The sequence below is a fragment of the Maribacter sp. TH_r10 genome (genome assembly GCF_033101095.1).
Classification (GTDB): domain Bacteria; phylum Bacteroidota; class Bacteroidia; order Flavobacteriales; family Flavobacteriaceae; genus Maribacter_A; species Maribacter_A luteus.
This window is the reverse complement of the sequence record NZ_JAWMPY010000005.1, coordinates 23,058-43,533: the sequence shown is the minus strand read 5'-3', so window position 1 is coordinate 43,533 and position 20,476 is coordinate 23,058. Positions and strand designations below refer to the sequence as shown.

General features: G+C 40.3%; 14 protein-coding genes. 11 read left to right on the top strand and 3 right to left on the bottom strand.

Translation table 11 applies throughout. The features are described 5' to 3' along the window. The first annotated feature begins 39 nt into the window (after positions 1–39). Positions 40–1,110: a response regulator gene (locus R3X28_RS12990; protein ID WP_317664806.1), complete on the top strand. Its 1,071-nt coding sequence runs from the start codon at positions 40–42 to the stop codon at positions 1,108–1,110. Positions 1,111–1,292: 182 nt separating this feature from the next. Here the strand turns inward: R3X28_RS12990 and R3X28_RS12985 are convergent, their stop codons facing one another. Next, positions 1,293–1,757 carry an Hsp20/alpha crystallin family protein gene (locus R3X28_RS12985; protein WP_154364465.1) on the bottom strand — a complete coding sequence of 155 codons (465 nt, stop codon included), beginning with the start codon at positions 1,755–1,757 and terminating at the stop codon, positions 1,293–1,295. Positions 1,758–1,967: 210 nt separating this feature from the next. Between R3X28_RS12985 and R3X28_RS12980 the strand changes: the two genes are divergently transcribed. The 10 genes from R3X28_RS12980 to R3X28_RS12935 all read left to right on the top strand — a co-directional run bounded on the left by R3X28_RS12980 (position 1,968) and on the right by R3X28_RS12935 (position 15,860). Beyond that, a complete protein-coding gene (locus R3X28_RS12980; protein WP_317664804.1) occupies positions 1,968–3,185 on the top strand; it encodes an efflux RND transporter periplasmic adaptor subunit in 1,218 nt (405 codons plus the stop codon). Positions 3,186–3,190: 5 nt separating this feature from the next. After that, positions 3,191–3,940, top strand: coding sequence for an ABC transporter ATP-binding protein (locus R3X28_RS12975; protein ID WP_317664802.1), 750 nt, complete (start codon positions 3,191–3,193; stop codon positions 3,938–3,940). A 9-nt stretch (positions 3,941–3,949) separates the two neighbouring features. Further along, entirely contained in the window at positions 3,950–5,164 is a 1,215-nt protein-coding gene (locus R3X28_RS12970; RefSeq protein WP_154364471.1) for an ABC transporter permease, read from the top strand. A gap of 257 nt (positions 5,165–5,421) precedes the next feature. Then, the gene (gene galK, locus R3X28_RS12965) at positions 5,422–6,555 is read left to right on the top strand and encodes a galactokinase (RefSeq protein WP_317664799.1); all 1,134 of its coding nucleotides are present in this window, start codon (positions 5,422–5,424) and stop codon (positions 6,553–6,555) included. 1 nt (position 6,556) lies between these two features. Further along, positions 6,557–7,597 (top strand): UDP-glucose--hexose-1-phosphate uridylyltransferase, encoded by a 1,041-nt coding sequence (locus R3X28_RS12960; RefSeq protein WP_317664797.1) that lies wholly within the window; start codon positions 6,557–6,559, stop codon positions 7,595–7,597. A 750-nt stretch (positions 7,598–8,347) separates the two neighbouring features. Next, a complete protein-coding gene (locus R3X28_RS12955) occupies positions 8,348–11,464 on the top strand; it encodes a TonB-dependent receptor (protein ID WP_317664795.1) in 3,117 nt (1,038 codons plus the stop codon). Positions 11,465–11,473: 9 nt separating this feature from the next. Next, positions 11,474–13,396 (top strand): RagB/SusD family nutrient uptake outer membrane protein, encoded by a 1,923-nt coding sequence (locus R3X28_RS12950; protein ID WP_154364480.1) that lies wholly within the window; start codon positions 11,474–11,476, stop codon positions 13,394–13,396. A 152-nt stretch (positions 13,397–13,548) separates the two neighbouring features. Further along, complete coding sequence (locus R3X28_RS12945) at positions 13,549–15,351, top strand: carbamoyltransferase (RefSeq protein WP_317664792.1); 1,803 nt, start codon at positions 13,549–13,551, stop codon at positions 15,349–15,351. After that, a complete protein-coding gene (locus R3X28_RS12940; RefSeq protein WP_246200118.1) occupies positions 15,352–15,501 on the top strand; it encodes a DUF5989 family protein in 150 nt (49 codons plus the stop codon). It abuts the gene before it with no gap. Continuing rightward, positions 15,501–15,860, top strand: coding sequence for a hypothetical protein (locus R3X28_RS12935; RefSeq protein ID WP_154364485.1), 360 nt, complete (start codon positions 15,501–15,503; stop codon positions 15,858–15,860). Before R3X28_RS12940 ends, R3X28_RS12935 begins: the two co-directional genes overlap by 1 nt. A 6-nt stretch (positions 15,861–15,866) precedes the next feature. On the opposite strand, the gene R3X28_RS12930 is transcribed toward R3X28_RS12935, so the two are convergent. Both R3X28_RS12930 and R3X28_RS12925 read right to left on the bottom strand, forming a co-directional pair. Further along, the gene (locus R3X28_RS12930; RefSeq protein ID WP_154364488.1) at positions 15,867–17,513 is read right to left on the bottom strand and encodes an SGNH/GDSL hydrolase family protein; all 1,647 of its coding nucleotides are present in this window, start codon (positions 17,511–17,513) and stop codon (positions 15,867–15,869) included. A 65-nt stretch (positions 17,514–17,578) separates the two neighbouring features. Next, entirely contained in the window at positions 17,579–20,476 is a 2,898-nt protein-coding gene (locus R3X28_RS12925; protein ID WP_317664787.1) for a glycosyl hydrolase 115 family protein, read from the bottom strand.

Sequence of the window (20,476 nt, the reverse complement as noted above, 5' to 3'; positions counted from 1 at the left end):
CCGTAAGATTGTACACTAACAATGTAACCCTGAAAAGCCATGAAAAAAATACTATTGATCGAAGACAACAAAGATGTTCGCGAGAACACGGCGGATATTCTTGAACTTCATAACTTTGAAGTACTTACCGCAGAAAATGGTCTTACAGGTATAGAAATGGCCAAAAAGCACCTACCCGATCTTATCCTCTGTGATATTATGATGCCCTTAAAAGATGGATATGATGTGCTGGAAGACCTTGGCAATACAACGAAAACAAAAGGGATACCTTTTATCTTCCTAACGGCAAAATCCGATCGCACCGATTTTAGAAAAGGAATGAATCTTGGTGCTGACGATTACCTTACCAAACCCTTCGAAGAACACGAACTGATCGAGGCCATTAAAACGCGTGTCAGGAAAAATGATTTTCTAAGAAAAGAATTTTCCAAGAACATTGAGGGTATCAACGAATTTTTCCAAGAAGCCTACAATTATTTGAACTTGGAACATATCGAAAAAGAATATCGCCCCAAACTGTTTGACAAAAAAGATTTCATTTTTAGGGAAGGGGATGGTGCCCATACCCTGTTTTTCATTGAAAAGGGCAGTGTAAAGACCTATAAATCGACCGAATCCGGTAAGGAATTCGTTACGGGCATACATAAAGTCGGCGATTTCGTAGGGCAGTTATCCTTATTGAACCCTAAGGGAACCTACTTGGAAACAGCCGTAGCAATTGATAATACCGAGGCCTATGCGATTCCTAAATCGGATTTTATCCATCTGATCAATGACAACAAGGACGTTTCCCATAAATTCATGGATATCATTTCGACCAACCTGATCGAGGTTCAGGACCAACTGGTTAATATGGCCTATTCTACCGTACGACAACGTGTGGCTAAAGCACTTTTAAGCCTACACAAGAAAGGGGTTATAAAAGACTCGTATTATGAAGGATTGGATATACCTAGGGAAGACTTTGCCGGTATGATCGGTACGGCCACGGAAACCGCCATACGAACATTGTCAGATTTTAGGGAAGAAGGACTAATTACCATGGGGCATGCCAGAAGAATAATGCTTTTGGACAAAGAGCGTTTACAAAATATCGCTGACAATTTTTAAAAAACAGGGGAGGCAATTTCGAGGACCAAGACCCCAATAGTATCCCCATAAAGAATTCCCAATTGGATAATTCACACTATGTTTTTATGAAGTTCTTTAAACGAAAAAGCCCTAAGGCCAAACCTAATCACATGGACGTATTTTCGGTTAAGGCGAAAGGGCTTTGCGTTTTTCGATGGTCTTTAGGCTATCTCTACCACTTTTGGTGGTTTTTTCTTAGCCTCTTCCTTTTTCATTAAATCAAAACTTAGTATACCATCATTATACCTGGCTTTGATTGCTTCTTCTTTTACACTTTTGGGTAATTGCAATGAACGCTCAAAAGCATTATAACTGAATTCACGACGGGAATAGTTTTCTTCTTTTTCTTCTTCTGATTTCGTTTTTTCAGCAGAAATGTTCAAGCAACCATCTTCTATGGTTATTTCAAAATCTTTCTTGGCGAAACCGGGTGCAGCAAGCTCAATTTCAAACTTATCCTCGGTCTCTTTAATGTTTAACGCAGGTTCGGTGGTTTTACCATTCCAGAAGGTGTCGGGCAACATATCCCTGACCCAAGAACGATTATCGAAAAAATCATCCATGTCAAAGAAATCATGTCCTACAAGATTTCCGAAAGGCCTTCTTTTAAATTTTACAAGTGACATAACAATGTGTAATTAGGTTAAACAATCCTTTTTTTTATTCGGGGCTAAATTAAGTAGGCCTTCGCCCTTTCTAAATGACCTAGGTCATGACTCCGTTATTTTTAGACCCCTTATCGGCCAACCAATTTCCGTACTGATATAAATCATTAGGATTATGGGTATTACACCCTAATTTTAAAGCAATGGATCTGTCTTTAAAATACAACACCGATGAAAAAATACAAATGGGTGGTTATCGTGATTTTGGGTATCGCCGTTATAGGCTATCTGTTTTTAAGGCCTAAACTCAGCACAAAAAAACTGGATTTCAATTATACACTTTTGGAAAAAGGTAATATTGAGGCCGATGTATCAAGCACTGGTACTGTGGAAGCCATCAATACGGTAGAAATAGGCACCCAAATCTCGGGAACCATAAAAAAGATATATGTGGATTATAATGATAAGGTCAAAGCCGGACAGATATTGGCGGAGATGGACCTAAAACTGTTAAGTACCAGCCTTACCAGTGCAAAAGCCAATTTAGGGGTTAGCGAGGCCCGATTATACCAAGCCAAGGACGAGTTCGACCGTAACAAGTCACTCTATGAAAAAAACGTCATTTCCACCAAAGAATTCAACGATTCCAAATATGCCTACAACCAAGCATTGAGTTCACAAAAAGCCGCCAAAGCTGCGGTGGAAAATATTGAAGTGAGCATTGGATATGCCCACATTACCTCCCCGATTGATGGTACCGTAATTGAACGTAGCGTGGAGGAAGGGCAAACCGTAGCCGCTTCATTCGCCACACCGACCATGTTCATTATTGCCGAAGACCTATCGAAAATGCAGATCCTGGCAGATATGGATGAAAGTGACATCGGATACATCAAAAACCAGATGCAAGTGCGCTTTACCGTACAGACTTATCCCGATAAACAATTTTATGGCTCGGTAAGCCAGATAAGACTACAACCCATAGAGATAAACAATGTGGTCAATTACCAAGTGGTGGTCGATGTAGACAATGAAAAAGGGTTGTTGTTACCAGGTATGACAGCCAATCTGGAGTTCATCATAAATGCCGCCAAGGATGTGATCTTGATCAACAATTCAGCATTACGCTTCCGGCCAGACGAAACCATGTTGAAAGAAATAAAACCTATTTTGGAAGTTAAGGCCAAAGCCGTGCTTCCCGATTCCATAAAAACCAAGTTCATCAACACCATCAATCACGAAGAACTTTATACTCCAGCCAATTTCAAGAAAACCTTGCCTTCGCACATAGATGGTTATTTCTTTAAGGATAACCAGGGTAAGTTAGATTTCCATTTTATTGAAATAGGAATCAAATCTGGCATCTATTCAGAGATCAAACGCCATTTAGATGGTTCCCCGGTAATGGAAAACACAAGGGCCATCAACGGAATAAAAACAAAAAAATAAAAGATATGCCCCTTAAAAAAGTCATAGAGACTAAACAACTTGGCCGCATATTCAAAAACGGCGAAATAGAAGTGCGTGCGCTCACCGATATAGATTTGGTCATTGAAGAAGGTGAGTTCGTGGCCATAATGGGTGCATCGGGATCGGGAAAATCTACCTTACTCCATATTATCGGTTGTTTGGATAGGCCTACCTCAGGTGAGTACTATTTAGACGGTGTCGACGTCAATGGATTGAACAAAAACCAATTGGCCGATATACGTAATCAAAAAATCGGATTCATATTCCAAAGTTATAACCTGTTATCGCGTACCACGGCCTTGGAAAATGTAGAACTGCCCCTCATTTATAACAGGACCGGACAATTTACAAATTCGAAAGAGCTTGCCCAAAAAGCTTTGGAACAAGTGGGATTGGCCGATCGTATTTACCATAGAACAAATGAGCTTTCGGGAGGTCAACAACAACGGGTGGCCATAGCACGGGCCTTGGTAAACAATCCTGCACTTATACTTGCGGATGAACCTACCGGAAATTTGGATAGTACCACCAGTATTGAAATAGCTGACCTTTTTGTACAATTGAACAATGAAGGCAAGACCATACTCATGATCACCCATGAGCCGGATATTGCCCAGTTCGCGAAACGAATGGTCTATTTAAGGGATGGGCGCGTACTTACCGATTCCTTAATCGAAGACAGGAGTACAAAAGAATCGGCCATTAAGGCATTGGAAAAACCGGTAATCACCTAATTGGGCATTATGAGAAGATTCCTAAAAATATTCAAGGTCGCTTTCCATTCCATTTATAAAAATAGGACACGTAGCCTACTGACCATGCTGGGCATCATCATTGGCGTAGGTGCGGTCATCATGACCATTTCAGCAGGTGAAGGGGCCACTATGGCGGTAGAGAACCAAATTTCGGGATTAGGCACAAATTTATTGATGATCCAAACGAAATCGGAGCATAAAGCCGGAATCAACGTTCGCATGGGCAGACCCATGGACAAGAAAGATTTTGATGTACTGCAGAAAAACTCCGTGTACATGCCCAATCTCTCCCCCTTATTGGCCATTGGGGCACAAGCCATTGGTCCCAGCGGATATAAATCTACAATGGTCTATGGTGTTTCCTATGACTATTTTTATATAACCAGTCGAGAGTTACAGGCAGGTAATTTCTTTACTGAGGAAGACGTACGGACTGCAAAAAAATATTGCGTTATCGGAGAGACCATTCGAGAAGAACTTTTTCCAGGGCAAGATCCCATAGGTAGACAAATTCGCATAGATAAGGTACCTTTTACCGTTATGGGACTTTTGACCGAAGAAGGTACCGGTGGCATGCAGGATATGGACGATATTATCCTGGCACCTTACACGACCATACAAAATAGACTCTATGGTCACCATAGAGGTTATACCATGATCATGGCCAGCGCCTTGAGTGAAGACCACATTACCAATGCCAAGGTTGAGGCTACCGAACTATTGCGCGAATCGCATCGGATCAAAGATGGGGAAGAAGATGATTTCGAGATCATGACCCAAATTGAACTTCAGGAAATCACAGGAAATATCACGGGTATCTTAACCATTCTATTGGGCGCCATTGCCAGTATTTCATTGATCGTCGGTGGTATCGGCATTATGAACATCATGTTGGTATCGGTAACCGAACGTACCCGGGAAATCGGCACCCGACTGGCCATTGGGGCGAGGGAAAGTGATATTCTTACCCAGTTTTTGATTGAAGCCATAGTATTGAGTTTAGTAGGTGGATTGCTGGGAATCGTTTTTGGCGTCATCGGCAACCAGATAATCTATAAAGTGACCGATTTCTTCATTCCAACGGCCTTTTACTCTATCGCCATTGGTTTTGGTTTTGCAGCCTTGGTAGGTGTGGCATTTGGATACTTCCCAGCAAAAAAAGCAGCGAAACTAAACCCAATCGATGCTTTGCGATATGAATAATCGCTTAGTTGGCCTGTAATACGATTCATCAAGGGAAATTTCGAAGTAAAACCTTAAAATCCATACTTAAAAATTCAACCATAAACACATAATCAGAACTGCTAATAGGTTAAAAAAAGGTGTGCATTGGTTAAAATCAACTTAGATAAATCATTTTCAATATCACTACCTTTATAGTTCCAATTTGGAGGCCTTTCGTTTGTCATCAAAACTAAAATGAAAACGACTGGAAATCATCGCATAAACACCGAAAAGGCATGCAATTTTTAAAATATTTCAAACCTGAACTTACGATTGAATCACCAGGTAGGATTAACATCATCGGGGAGCATACCGATTATAATATGGGATTCGTACTCCCCACGGCCATAGAAAAGAAAATCACCTTTAAATTTCAAAAAAACGGATCGGACAAAATCTGTCATGTGTACAGTAAAGGATATGATACCGGATTTGAACTATCGTTGGATAACATTGCGATAAGTAAGGTAGAATGGGAAAATTACATCTTGGGCGTATTGAATGAAATTTCCAAACGAACCGATAAACTTAGGGGGTTCGATTGTGTCTTGGAAAGCCACGTACCCATTGGTTCCGGAGTTAGTTCCTCCGCTGCACTGGAATGTGGTTTGGCATTCGGTCTCAACGAAATGTTCGGGCTTGGGCTCAGCCGTATGGATATCGTTGAGCTATCACAAGCCGCTGAGCATACTTATGCGGGCACCAAATGTGGTATTATGGATCAGTTCGCCTCGGTAATGAGTAAAGAAGGACATGTAATCCTATTGGATTGCGAGTCTTTGGAGTATTCCTATATTCCCATTCAAATACAACCTTACAAGATTCTACTCCTGAACACCAATGTATCCCACAACCTCGCTTCTGGGGAATACAACAAAAGAAGGGCCCAATGCGAGACGGGGGTTTCCGCCCTAAAAAAGAACCATCCTGCGGTTAAATCGTTGCGAGATGCCACTATGGATATGTTGAATGAAATCAAGGACACCCTCGATAGCACTGTCTACAATAGATGTGCCTATGTCATTCAAGAAAAAGACAGGGTTTTAGAAGCCGTTGAAGCCCTAAAGGCCAACAATCTGAAAAGGGTGGGCGAACTACTCTATGAAACCCATGAAGGGTTGAGTACCATGTATGAGGTAAGTTGCCCGGAACTCGACTTCCTGGTAGAGTTCACAAAAAACCACGAAGCTGTCTTGGGAGCCCGAATGATGGGTGGTGGTTTTGGCGGGTGTACCATTAATTTAATACGGGAAGATGCCATTGACGATTTTGTTGCAGCAGCATCAAAAGCCTATAAAAAAGCCTGTAATTTAGAATTAACCTGGTTCGAGGCCAGTCCAAGTAAAGGAACGTCTATCCTAAACGAATAAAATGAATACCGAATTTAACGAAAATCCACATAGAAGGTTCAATATTTTAACAGGGGAATGGATATTGGTTTCTCCGCATAGAACCAAAAGACCTTGGCAGGGAAAGACCGAAAAACAATCCTTGGAGACCAAACCAAAGTACGACCCCAATTGTTATTTGTGTCCGACCAACGGGAGAATGGGTGGTGCGGTAAATCCGGATTATAAAAAACCATTTTCTTTCGTAAATGATTTTTCAGCCCTATTGAAAGATGTTAAGGAGGAAACCTATACAAAAGGACTTTTACATGCGCAATCCGAGTCGGGCATATGTAAGGTCGTATGCTTTTCCCCGGACCACTCCCTCACCCTACCTTTAATGTCAAAGGAAGAAATAACCGATGTCATTTCACTATGGCAACAGGAGTATAATGAACTTGGGGCTATGGATGGGATAAACCATGTTCAGATTTTTGAGAACAAAGGTGACATCATGGGGTGCAGCAATCCGCATCCACATGGACAAATATGGGCGCAGCGGAGTATACCCCAAGAGGTACAGAAAAAATCGGATAGGTTATTGGCTTATTGGAATGAAAACCAAACCAGTATATTGGAAGATTATATTAAACAAGAGCTGGCATTGAATGAACGCATTATTATCGAAAATGAACATTTTGTTTCCTTAGTACCTTATTGGGCTGTATGGCCCTATGAAACCATGATCGCTCCCAAAAGAAAGATTGCCCATATCGGGGAACTTTCAACCGAAGAGAAAAAGGCATTTGCGGAAATATTACGAAAAACCACTATACGTCTAGACAATATTTTTGAAACTTCATTCCCATATTCCGCGGGAATACACCAAGCACCAACAGACGGTAAGGAACATCCTGAATGGCATTTTCATATGTCCTTTTACCCGCCATTACTTCGTTCCGCAACGGTGAAAAAGTTTATGGTCGGGTATGAGATGTTCGCCAATCCACAAAGGGATATTACCGCCGAACAAGCTGCAAATACCATCAAGGCTCTTTCAGACGTTCATTATTCGAAACAATAGATTAAGGATTTACAATCAGACCTTATGTATAAATACATAGGGTTCTACAATAGTTAGGGTATTACCTTTAACCTTCATTATTCCCTAATTAAATATAAAACCACTGCCCGACCATTTAGGGACTTTTGGAGTTCTTGAGCGTTTCATTCAATCACCAAACTATTTCCGGTAAAATAGGATTTGCACAATTAAGGAATCAAGGGTAAGTGAAGCCCAGAACGTTCATTGATCAAATAAGCTAATCCCCATATTCATTGGTGCCGATCTTTATCAACCCTAACCACATTTAGAAACTTTTTAAAACAACCGTTTGTGAATAAAATAAACCACTAAAAATATTTAAAAACAATAATAGTCCCATTAATCAGCAAACATAAATCGAAAATGCAATTTTCATCATAGAACCCCAATTATCAAAAATACACTACAACACACCTACATACTACACTATTTACCACATATTTAAAACACACAATTCTTAAATCTCTATACACATTAAAGGGACAACACTGCCGCAAACACATATAATCAAAGAAGAAAAAAGCCTATCCATACCTTAATACAAAAAACGCATTGTAAACATATTTTATTGTTTTTAGTAAATTATTAACACAATCGGTTGTTTTGTACAATTGTATTTTATACTTTTGATAAGATAACACACTTTATAGACAATATAGAACAGAACTCAAATCAAGTAAGTAATCAAACACTCATTTATAACTCACATTATTTCTAACCTTAATCAATATGATGAATTTTTTATTTTTCAAAAGCAAATATTACAAAACGAAGTGGGCTACGGTCATGCTTCTTTTGTTCTTTGCAGGGGCAAGTGCCCAAGTAACCGTATCTGGAAATGTATCAGATACCAATGGCCCGATTCCTGGTGCCAATGTTGTCCTCAAAGGAACCCAGAATGGAGCGGCCACTGATTTTGATGGCAATTTTGTCCTCAGTAATGTACCATCCGATGGTATATTGGTTTTTAGCTATATAGGCTACAAAACCTTGGAAGTTTCGGTAAATAATCAAACCACCATCAATGTAATAATGCAAACCGATGAAAATGCATTGGAAGAGGTTGTGGTTATCGGTTATGGTACCCAAAGTAAAGAATCGGTGACAGGATCGGTTGTTTCCATTAAGGCCGATGATTTACAGGAAGTACAAGCAAGTAACTTCCAACAGGCCCTTCAAGGACGGGCAGCCGGTGTCAACATTTCAACCACAAGCACCAGGCCTGGAGCCGCCCCAACCATTCGTATTCGTGGCACACGTTCCCTTTCGGGAAGTAATGACCCTCTAATCGTACTTAACGGTATTCCTTTTTCTGGTGGTCTAAGTGATATCAATCAAAATGATATAGAAAGCCTAGACATATTAAAAGATGCATCCGCTACCGCAATTTACGGCTCCAGAGGTGCCAATGGTGTAATCATCATTACGACCAAGAGTGGTAAAAAAGGTCAAAAGGCCAAATTCACTTATAATTCGTACTACGCGACCAAGGAAGTCTTTTCCAAGTTTCCTATGATGAATGCCGCCCAACTAACCCAATTACGTGCCGATGTTGCCGCCAATAATGGTGGCACACCTCTTTACGCCATAGGTGGTGATGAAGATTTGGCCAATGACACGGATTGGCAAGACCTACTTTTTGGTACAGGTCTCCAGACCTCCCATGATGTGAGTGTTCAAGGGGGTACTGAAAAAGGAACCTACAATATCGGAATGGGATACTTTAAGGAAACTTCCGTTATACCGGGAGATTCCTTTCAGAGATATTCAATTAGAGCCCAAGTTGATCAAGAAGTGGGTGAATTGTTCCGATTTGGAATTAATTCAGTAACAAACTTCAACAAAACCTCTAGTATTGTCGGTATTTATGATGCCTTGGCCGCATCACCTCTTTTGAGTCCGTATGATGATGCCGGAAATTTCCTTGAGTCCGTTCGTCTTCAAACTATAGCTGACGACAGTTGGATTCCTACTAGAAATGAGATTAGCCGAATCGGGGACCGTAAAAAAAATGAGGAATTGGATTTTGGTACTTATAATAACATCTACGGTGAAGTTAAAATTCCATGGGTCGAAGGGCTAAAATACCGACTTAATGTTGGTCTGAACTTTCGTTCAAGCAGAGATGGGAATTTTACAGGTGAAGGCGTATTCAGCTATAACGAAAGTAATCCGTCTTCCGCCAGTTACGGTACTTCAATAACAAGGGATTATATTATTGAAAACCAATTGATCTTTGATCGAACCTTTGCCGATAAGCACCGGGTTAATTTTGTGGGCTTGTTCTCATCCCAAGAAACCAATTATGACAGTTCTTATTTACAAGTCCGAAATGTTCCGGATGAAAACTCCTTATGGTACAATCTGGACTCTGCCCTTTCGGAAGACATTACTGGTTACAACACCGGTTATTCCGCTACTGGGTTACTATCATACATGGGGAGGGTCATGTATCAATATGATGACCGTTATTTAATAACAGGTACAATACGTTCTGATGGTTCATCTAGATTGGCCGAGGGCCATAAATGGGTAACTTACCCTGCCGTTTCGGTTGGATGGAATATTGCCAATGAATCGTTTATGGAGACGCAAGAGTTCATCAACCAATTAAAACTACGTGTAGGTTATGGTGAAACTTCAAATCAGGCGATTGACCCTTATTCGACACAAGGAAGGTTATCCACAGTAAACTACAACTATGGCAGCACCTTTGCCACAGGTTATTATGTGAGCGAATTGCCGAATCCGGAATTGGGATGGGAGTTTTCCCAAACATTTAACTATGGTCTTGATTTTGGATTGTTCAACAATCGTTTATCAGGTACTGTAGAATACTATGTTACCAAAACCAACGATATATTATACGACCTTAGTCTTCCCGCATCATCAGGGGTTAGCAGTGTAACCAGTAACATTGGCAAAACAGAGAACAAAGGTATAGAAGTGGCCTTAAATGCTACTATTTTAGACAATCCAGATGGTCTAACATGGGACGCTGGAATCAACCTTTACTCCAACAAGAACAAAATCGTTTCTTTAGCGACCGGAGAGGATGAAAATGTTGGACAACTATGGTTTGTTGGCTCACCGATCAATGTTATCTATGATTACGAAAGAATCGGACTTTGGAATGAATCCGATCCGGATTACCAATATCTACAAGATTATGAGCCAGGAGGCAATGTGGGTATGATTAAGGTAAAGTACACCGGAGACTACAATGCTGATGGATCACCAACAAGATCCATAAATTCAGATGATAGGGTTATACAGGATCCCACCCCTGATTTCCAAGGTGGTTTCAACACTCGTTTAGCTTATAGGGATTTAGATTTAAGCATGGTCGGTACTTTCCAAAGTGGTGGTACGATAGTAAGCACTTTACATTCTTCCAATGGGTATGTTAATCTACTGACCGGTAGAAGAAACAATGTGGACGTAGATTATTGGACACCGGATAATACAGATGCCAGATATCCCGCACCGGGAGGAATACAAAGTGGTGACAATCCAAAATACGGAAGTACTTTGGGTTATTTTGACGGCTCATACCTTAAAATACGTGCCATAACATTAGGATATAACTTTAATCAAAAAATCATTGAGGATCTTGGGGTTGAAAGACTTCGAATCTATGCAACTGCACAGAACCCATTCGTAATGTTTTCATCATTTCATAGGGAATCCGGTTTAGATCCAGAAACCAACTCTGGAGTCGATTCCAATGGAAATCGTCAAAACGTTGCCGTAAATACCACCAATATCTCCGACGGAATTCCAACAGTCGGGGCTAATGCTCCTACAACAAGGAATTATATGATAGGACTAAACATAACATTTTAAAAGATCATAATGAGAAAAATTAAAATAAAATCTATATCAATAGCAATTCTCTCTATTGCATTGTTAATAGGCTCTTGTACAGAAGATATACTGGAAGAGGAAACAAGGGGTGTATTCACGCCAGATTTCTTTCAAACCGAACTTGGTGTTGAAGGAGGTTTAACCTATTTGTATGAACATTTAAGATACTTATATGGACAAGCATATTATTACAACTCCCTAGAAACAGGGACAGATGAATATGCCTTTGCCCAAAGTGCAGATAATAACTTTAAGGATGCCGATTTATCTGGTGAAGGTCAAATAATACCGGACACCTATACCACAAGTATTGCATGGAATACCTGCTTCCCTGCCATCAACACCGCTAGTGGCATTATTGAAAATGCCGCCGCTGTAGGCTTGGACGATTCCGTAATTGCCGAGGCCAGGTTTTTTAGGGCATTTTACTACTTCCTGTTAGTTCAAACCTATGGTGGAGTACCATTGGATCTAGGTTCAGGGGAATTAGCATTCAATAATTCCGCTGTAAGGGCCTCAGTACGTAATACAGTACCAGAGGTTTATACAAAAGCCATATTTCCTGATTTGATTGATGCCGTTAATAACCTACCCGATTCCCCCCGTTTAACAGGTTCCGCAACCAAGAATGTAGCTCGTTTACATTTAGCTAAAGCTTATTTGACGTATGCGTGGTGGTTAGAGAACCCCAACAATATCCCAACGTATCCAGACACCAACAGAACAGACCCTGATGGCAATGGGGCTAGCTATTACTATCAGCAAGCTTACAATTTAGCTGTAGAGGGTATTGATAATCCAGGACCCTATAAGTTACTTGATTATTTTTATGATGTTCATGAAGGCTCCAACGACCGACATAGCGAAATGATGTTGTATGCCGATCGTACCGAGGAAAGTGAAATTTACAATGAAGCCAGTTTAGGATGGAGCAGTACGGATAATAGTGCCAATACTGCTGCATGGATGGTAACATCAAATTATACAAGTATTAGTGTAGACGGTACTTCAGCCGTATTGCGTGAGGCAGCCCAAAGTTATGGCCGTCCTTGGACACGTATGGCTCCCACCATCAATGTTTTTGAAGAAACGTTTGCCGAAAAAGAATTGGATTCCCGTTATGATGGTACTTTCGTAACCAGTTATAGGGGCAACTGGAACAAGGGTGGAAATACCACACCGACTTTGACCGCGGCAAATGGTATGCAAATAGCGCCCGGTGATGCTGTTATCACATTCTTGGATGAATACGATTCAAGCGTTGATTATAGTGTGAATGGCGGTAATCTTGGCGGCGGTGAAGTAGCAGGAAGATCTGACTATGTTATAAACCTAAATGAAATAAACAGAAGATTCTACCCAGGATTATGGAAAATAGGAACCTACCGTACCGATCATGATGTAGAAACCGAATTGGGATCGCCAAATGGAGCTATTACACGTCCTTTTCCAATAGCTAAATTTTCCGAATTCTACTTAGTTGCAGCTGAAGCGGCCGTGAAAGGTGCATCAGGTAGTTATACTGCCCGTGATTTAATCAATGTTATCCGTGCACGTGCAGGTAAATGGCGCTTTGATAATGGCGAACAGGTAGAACGAATTGAGGACAACAGTGCCGCATTGGTAGCTGCTACCCCAAGTGTTATTGACATAGACTATGTATTGGCAGAGCGATCCAGAGAGTACTTTGGTGAAGGCATTAGATGGTTTGATTTGGTTCGTACCCAAAAATGGGCTGAATACGCAGCTTCATATGAAATTGCGGGTAATGACGCTTCTGACCATAGTCCAGTAACAACAACCAGGACCATTCAAGCCTACCATTATTTAAGACCGATACCTCAATCTCAAATAGACGGATTGGATATGACCGAAGCTGAAAAAACAGCCTATCAAAATCCCGGATATTAATAGATCAAAACATTTAACATAATACTTATTGCAGACAATCGGCATTATGTGAAAAGTTGAGTTAGTTTAGTTTATTTAAAAAGGTTGTCTTGAAACATTAGACAACCTTTTTATTTATAAATTCAACCTTGATAAAGAATACCCTAACCCAAATGAAAGTACTTGGTATTTCCGCATATTATCATGATTCGGCCGCCGCAATTATTTTAGACGGAAAAGTCATGTACGCCGCTCAGGAAGAACGTTTTACCAGAATAAAAAATGACGCTTCCTTTCCTGAAGAAGCCATAAAATACTGTCTGCGGGAATCTGGATTCAATCTTGAGGATATCGACACAATTGCATTTTATGACAAGCCTTTCCTCAAATTCGAAAGACTTTTGGAAACTTATTATGCCTTTGCCCCAAAAGGGTTCAGATCGTTCGCGAAGGCCATGCCTGTTTGGCTAAAGGAAAAACTATTCACAAAGCAGATCATAAGGAAAAGATTGAAAGAACTAAATGAAGATAGAAAACTGTCGAAAGTCCCTATTGTCTTCCCAGAGCATCACTTATCCCATGTTGCCAGCGCCTTCTACACTTCGCCATTTAAAAAAAGTTCTTTTTTAACGGTTGATGGTGTCGGGGAATGGACCACCACCTCGTATGGTACCGCTTGTGGCGAAAAAGGAATAAAAGTGTTGGGGGAATTACATTTTCCTGATTCATTAGGTTTGTTTTATTCTTCATTCACTTATTTCTTGGGATTTGAAGTGAATAAAGGGGAATACAAAATGATGGGCCTTGCACCATACGGCACTATGCAATCGGAACAAGTAACCCAATTCATACAAACGATCAAAGAAAGATTACTGGATATAAGGGAAGATGGTTCCATTAAGCTAAACAAGGACTATTTTGAATATGCCGTAGGCTTACGAATGGTAAATCCAAGAAAATGGCAAAAACTATTTGGTTTTGAAAAAAGAGATCCTGCCGAAAAATTGACACAGCTGCATGCCGATCTGGCTTTGGCCGCCCAAAAAGTCTCAGAAGAAATTTTGGTGAGGATGATTACGCATGTAAAGCAGGTCACCCATGCAGATTATTTATGTTTGGCAGGTGGCGTAGCCCTAAATTGTGTGGCGAATTCGGTGTTATACAATCAGAACATCTTTAAGGATATTTACATTCAACCTGCTGCAGGTGATGCTGGTGGCGCCATAGGAGCCGCACTGATTACCGATTATCTAGAGTCAGATCTATCCTTTTCCGGCTTAAAACAACCTTTTAATAATTTTTTGGGACCTAATTTTTCAAATCTTGAAATTGAAAGGACACTGCGAAAAAATAAATGTAGTTTCCGATATATTGAATCCACGGAAGAATTGTTGAAAATCACAGCCAATTATATTGCCAATAAAAAGGTGGTTGGCTGGTTTAATGGAAGAACAGAGTTTGGCCCAAGGGCATTGGGGAATAGAAGTATCCTAGCAGATGCCACTGATACGGATATGCAGTCCCAACTAAATTTAAAGATCAAGTTCAGGGAAAGTTTTAGGCCTTTTGCCCCTGCCGTATGTGAAGAAGATTATGACACTTATTTTGAGCTAGGAAAACATTCCCATTATATGTTGTTTACCAACCAAGTAAAACAATCCTTAAGACATGAATTGCCAAGCAATTTCAATGAACTCAGTCTTGAAGAAAAACGGAATATTCCCAAATCGGAATTACCGGCTGTTACACACATCGACTATTCCGCAAGGGTTCAGGTGGTAAAAAAGGAAATGAACCCTAGGTTCTGGAACCTAATACAAACCTATAAGAAGCTTACAGGAATCGGTGTGCTTATCAATACAAGTTTCAATGTTAAGGATGAACCTATTGTCAATACGCCTGAAAATGCCTACCGTTGTTTTATAAACTCAGGAATTGATATATTGGTTTTGGAAAATTATTTAATTGTAAAGTAGATGGAATTTATTAGAGAGTTTTTCCTTTTTTTGAAGGAACGTAAAAAATGGTGGTTAATCCCATTGATTATAATTTTCGTGATTTTAGGTGGTTTGATATTCTTAACCAATGGCTCTGCCTTGGCGCCATTTATTTACAGTTTGTTCTAATGAGAAAAGAAAAAGTCTTAGAGACCCTTGTCGTTTTAGCGTTGGCACCACTGGTTTTATATGTTTTATTCCATACCGAGTGGCTTATTTACCTTTCTATGGTGTTCTTGATCGTTCCGTTGATCTCGATGAAAATTGCTTTAGCCATAGCTAAAATTTGGCACACCTTCTCCAATTATCTTGGATTGGTAATGAACCATGCCTTACTGTTCATTTGTTTTTTTCTTTTCTTGGTTCCCTTATCTTTTTTTCAACGATTGTTCGGTGCAAATCAAATCCTCAAAAAGGAAAAATCAAATTCCTATTTTCAAAAAAGAGACCACGTTTTCACCAAAGAGGATATCAAAAACCCTTGGTAGCTATTTTCAATTAAGTTGTTTCCCTTTTTCAAAATAATAATCCGCATAAGCAACCCTATTCATTTTCAAGCAAATATTCCCCGCCATTTCATATACTTTTGGTTGCTCGGGAAATTCAGAAATTAAAGATTGCGCCACTTTAAGGGCATTCTCAAAATCACCATCACGTTCGTATGTATGGTAAGCTTCCCGCATAACATCCTGCCATTTTTCCCTGCCCGCATAGAGGTCAATCGCCTTCCTCTCTTCGTAGGTCGGACTTTTGATTGAATTATACAGTGCAACCGGATTGGTTCCGGACATTTTTAAATTGTATGGCCATGATTGTTTTAAATCATCTATGATCAACTTCCCTTTAATGGAATCTATACGTGTTATGGGAATATCATTGATTGCTTCCTCATAAGCAATGAAATTATCCCAATCATCCAATAATTGCAGTTCTTTGATTTTGTTATAAAGAGCATCGGCTAAAATAAAATTACCTTTTACATTTGGATGTACATGCTCGGTCAGCAATCCACTATCGATAAAACCACTGTTGGAATGTGCACGCAATGCTTTCTTGGCATCTACCAGATGAACACCTTCCCTTTGTGATGATTCAATAATTACATCATTGATTTTCTCCGGAGCCCGAAACCTAAGAAAATCCAATTCCTTTGCAATATGAAAGTACTTGCATGCTGAATCTTGTTGGTGGTCCCTATAAAATTGTCCCAATTTATAAGCCGCAAGGGCATTTTCATTTGCAATTTTATAAACTTCTGTTCTATTGTTTTTCAATGCGTCTTCAAATCCATCTTCATTCAAATCAGCACTTATGAAGGGTTTGATATCCCTTTCGTTTGACACAACAGTGGAAATAATCACGGGAATGCCTTTGTCTTGATATCTTTTCAGGATTTTATCAAGATTGTCTTTAAATTGATCAATCCCGGCATTATATACCTCGGAGTCCATAGGGATTTGCTGTTCCTTGGCCATTACCTCCATTAAGGTTGTTTCCTCAACGGTATAGTTTGTTTTTGCCTTTGATTTAAAAACCATGGAATACCCATTTTCCAATAATTGAAAAAAGCGTGAATCCTTCAACTTTAAATAAGTCCTTACCAAGGATGGATAATTACCGATAGAAACCGTGGACCCTACACCCAATGCCCCATAATATTCATTGTGTCCTGCATAGATAATGACAAGATCGGGCTCCTGTTCTATTATTTTTTCGGATAAATCCCACAGGGTATATGAATTAACAGCCGTAATTCCCGTGTTTACTATTTCAATATTCTTATCCGGAAAGGTTAAGGCCAGTCTATGTTTTAGCATTCGAGGAAAAGAACCGTTTTTGTAAAAAGGAAAACCAACTACCGTTGACGCACCTTGGACAAAAACCCTAAAAGTATTGTCGGTTTTTTTCTTTAGAAACAAGTCCGATTGATTATCGGAATGGAAGCCTGTATGCTTAAAGTATTTTTTGGAAATACTGGAATTCATGACCAGATACTCCGTATTGTTTTCTGAAGTAACTTTATTGAAAAGCCGGTAAGTATCACCGTATCCAAAAAACCTCAGCATCAATTCTACAATTAGAATCAGAAACAAGGGAAGTAAAATAGCAATGATTTTAAATACTGTTTTCTTATTCAACATAAGTGGCTTTTACAGTGCTGTTTATATTCCTGTGTGTTTTTATAGGCTCCCAACCTATAATAGCTTTATTGAGCCCTGAAACTTTCAGGTGGACCTAAATAAGTCTCTTTCAATTGACTGTTCTCTGTTTCTATAATAATCCTTTGAAGTACCAAGCCTTCGTCAACCCTAAAGTAATTCAAAGTATGGTTACCCGCATCATTGATTTCAAATTCCGTGGTAATCACTTTAATATTATCAGCGACATTCGCATGCCAATTGCTGGGGACCTTCCCGTTATAATTAAAAATATTAGGATCTGAGTCGTAATTGATACGCACGGGATCTTCCCCATCGAATGACAGGCCATAATACATACCTTCCCGTGTGGCATAATTGATGGTCGGTGAAAACAGCACATGCACCTTCACTTTTCCCTTCGTCCTAAAGTGCACGTCATAAGACACCCTAGGGGAGGTTTCACTTAAAACAACCCTTCCTTTTTTAATGGGCAACGAAATTATAGACGACCCGGTCTTACCTAAATTATCGACCACTTTCCACGAGAAAGGTTCAGGCTCATAGGTAGTTGAAAAATTATCCGCATCGATAGCTATAAAACCATTACCCTCGATAAAACCTTTTGCTCCATCGATATCCACATTATTTGTTTGCACATAAACCGGGATGGATTTTTTATTCGCCTTTATCGTAAAGAATGTTTTGTTGGTTCCCTTTGGTGCTTTTTCCCAATCTATGTTTACTTCTATCCTTTGCTGTTTATCAACACTACCCTTTGTTTGGGAAAAGACAATCCAATCCGATTTGGACTTGATTTTATAATTGAAAGGCTCAGTTCCCCGATTAAAGACATCGACATAAAAAGTGTTGTTTTCAAAGGAAGTAAAAGTGGGCAGAATCGCTTCATCGGATGCATTTGGCCACCATTCTTTAGAACCTTCCACAGCCACACCCATATCCGATGTTTTGGGTATGTCAATCGTCTTGGTCTCCGGAATCGCATTGGTTTTCGGTTCTTGCCAAATTTTATAACCGATATGGGTTTGTGACATCATGTGGTTCCATTTACCATCCGCCATTTCATTATGGTAATAGTCGGTCAGTTCCATATCCTTATCAAACAACGCTTTTACCTTATTCGCATACTCATTTGTCAATGCCCTACCCTGTTCGGCATACCAATTGTTCTTGGCAGCTGCTACGTAAAGTTCGTTAAGATTGGCACTTGCCAAAACCTGAAAAAGCACTAACTGGTAATAGGCGTCCTTATATTCCTCGGGAAGTTGATCGTATATGCCTTGTGCTTTCCTTCCAAGTGTCTTATAATTTTCAACAATGGCATCGGCCTCTCGATAATCGATTAAACTATAGGTCGAGGGATCGATCAACTCATGCTTTCGTCTAGCATTGTATTTGGTGTATTTTTTCATGATATCGGCAATAGCATCGGTCTCAATTCCCCCGAATACATCATTTGCCCAAATACGGTAATAATCCTGTAGGTTATCGGCATTCCATCGATCAGGGTCCCAAGCATAGTCAAAGAAGAATTGTATTGGAAATTCCATGGGCTTGATATCCCCCACATTTACGATCCAGACCTTATCCACCCCATGTTCATAAGCTAGGTGCATCTGCTCCCAGGTGCGTTCAATTTGGTTGGTGTTCAACCATTTATAATTTCTGGGACCCCCCACATAATCGAAATGATAATAAATACCATAACCCCCTTTACGCGGTGCATCATCCAACCCCGGAAGTTTTCTGAGATTTCCCCAGTTATCATCACAAAGTAGCAATGTTACATCGTCTGGCACCCGCATCCCCTTATCATAATAATCCTGGACCTCTTTATATAGCGCCCATATCTGGGGTGTTTCCTCTGCGGGTTTCCCGGTAACCTCAGCAATGATCTTACGCTGGTCTTTGACGATCGTTTCCAGTAGATCTGTTGCCGTTTCCTCACTTAAAGCCTCATCACCATCACCGCGCATTCCAATGGTCACAAGGGTCTCCTTATCCCCCATACGTTCCATACCGCCTTTCCAGAATTCCTGTAATCCTTTGGCATTGGAAGCATAGTCCCATTTCCCTAACGATGTATTCCATTCAGCATGGGCACGTGTTAAAGGTTCGTGGTGGGATGTTCCCATAACAATGCCGTATTCATCCGCTAAAATGGCATTTTGGGGATCATCCACATTAAACTTTCTTGGGGGCCACATGGCCGGCCACAAATAATTCCCTTTCATCCTAAGAATAAGTTCAAAAACCTTTTCATAGAATTTGGCATTAAAGTCCCCATAGCGTTCATAGACCCACCCTGTCAATGCAGGTGCCTCGTCATTGATAAAGAACCCCCTATACTTGACTTTAGGCTCCCCTAAGGTGTGCACACCGGGAAGCACGTGTAATTCCGATTGCTTTCGAACAGGAACGTCCGCCCAAAAATACCAGGGTGAGACCCCAATTTGGGAAGAAAGATCATATATGCCATAAATGGTTCCCCGTTTGTCCGAACCGGCAATAACCAAGGCTTTTTGCACACCGGCCATAGGATTGTCAACAATTTGGGTGGTGAATTTTTCCCGTTTTCCCTGAAGTCGGGCGGCATCTATTTTACCTTCTTTTGCCCATTGATCGATGATAGCACTTTTTCCCAGTGTCCCGATAATGACCAAATAATCTTCGGTTTGTGCCATACCGTTAAAGACCGTAGGTAAAATACCTGTGACTTTTTGAAGGTCATTCTGAAGATGACCGGCAACACGTACTACCCCTGGGAAATCATCTTGATCGACCACTATTGATGCTACGTTTTCGTTGGACGCCAATGGAAAACGTTCCGAGGAAGCTGTGTTGACAACATATTTTTGGGAATCAATGGTTTGGGCATTACCTAGTGTTACAACAAGTAGTAAGAATGCCGAGACGGAAATCCATGTATTTTTTAAAGCCATCAT

Bases quoted from the DNA above. Each gene is read 5' to 3' on its own strand.
- R3X28_RS12975 (WP_317664802.1), top strand. From the start codon at position 3,191: ATGCCCCTTAAAAAAGTCATAGAGACTAAACAACTTGGCCGCATATTC.
- R3X28_RS12930 (WP_154364488.1), bottom strand. From the start codon at position 17,513: ATGTTGAATAAGAAAACAGTATTTAAAATCATTGCTATTTTACTTCCC.
- R3X28_RS12970 (WP_154364471.1), top strand. From the start codon at position 3,950: ATGAGAAGATTCCTAAAAATATTCAAGGTCGCTTTCCATTCCATTTAT.
- R3X28_RS12960 (WP_317664797.1), top strand. From the start codon at position 6,557: ATGAATACCGAATTTAACGAAAATCCACATAGAAGGTTCAATATTTTA.
- R3X28_RS12990 (WP_317664806.1), top strand. From the start codon at position 40: ATGAAAAAAATACTATTGATCGAAGACAACAAAGATGTTCGCGAGAAC.
- galK (WP_317664799.1), top strand. From the start codon at position 5,422: ATGCAATTTTTAAAATATTTCAAACCTGAACTTACGATTGAATCACCA.
- R3X28_RS12985 (WP_154364465.1), bottom strand. From the start codon at position 1,757: ATGTCACTTGTAAAATTTAAAAGAAGGCCTTTCGGAAATCTTGTAGGA.
- R3X28_RS12980 (WP_317664804.1), top strand. From the start codon at position 1,968: ATGAAAAAATACAAATGGGTGGTTATCGTGATTTTGGGTATCGCCGTT.
- R3X28_RS12950 (WP_154364480.1), top strand. From the start codon at position 11,474: ATGAGAAAAATTAAAATAAAATCTATATCAATAGCAATTCTCTCTATT.
- R3X28_RS12945 (WP_317664792.1), top strand. From the start codon at position 13,549: ATGAAAGTACTTGGTATTTCCGCATATTATCATGATTCGGCCGCCGCA.
- R3X28_RS12940 (WP_246200118.1), top strand. From the start codon at position 15,352: ATGGAATTTATTAGAGAGTTTTTCCTTTTTTTGAAGGAACGTAAAAAA.
- R3X28_RS12935 (WP_154364485.1), top strand. From the start codon at position 15,501: ATGAGAAAAGAAAAAGTCTTAGAGACCCTTGTCGTTTTAGCGTTGGCA.
- R3X28_RS12925 (WP_317664787.1), bottom strand. From the start codon at position 20,476: ATGATGGCTTTAAAAAATACATGGATTTCCGTCTCGGCATTCTTACTA.
- R3X28_RS12955 (WP_317664795.1), top strand. From the start codon at position 8,348: ATGATGAATTTTTTATTTTTCAAAAGCAAATATTACAAAACGAAGTGG.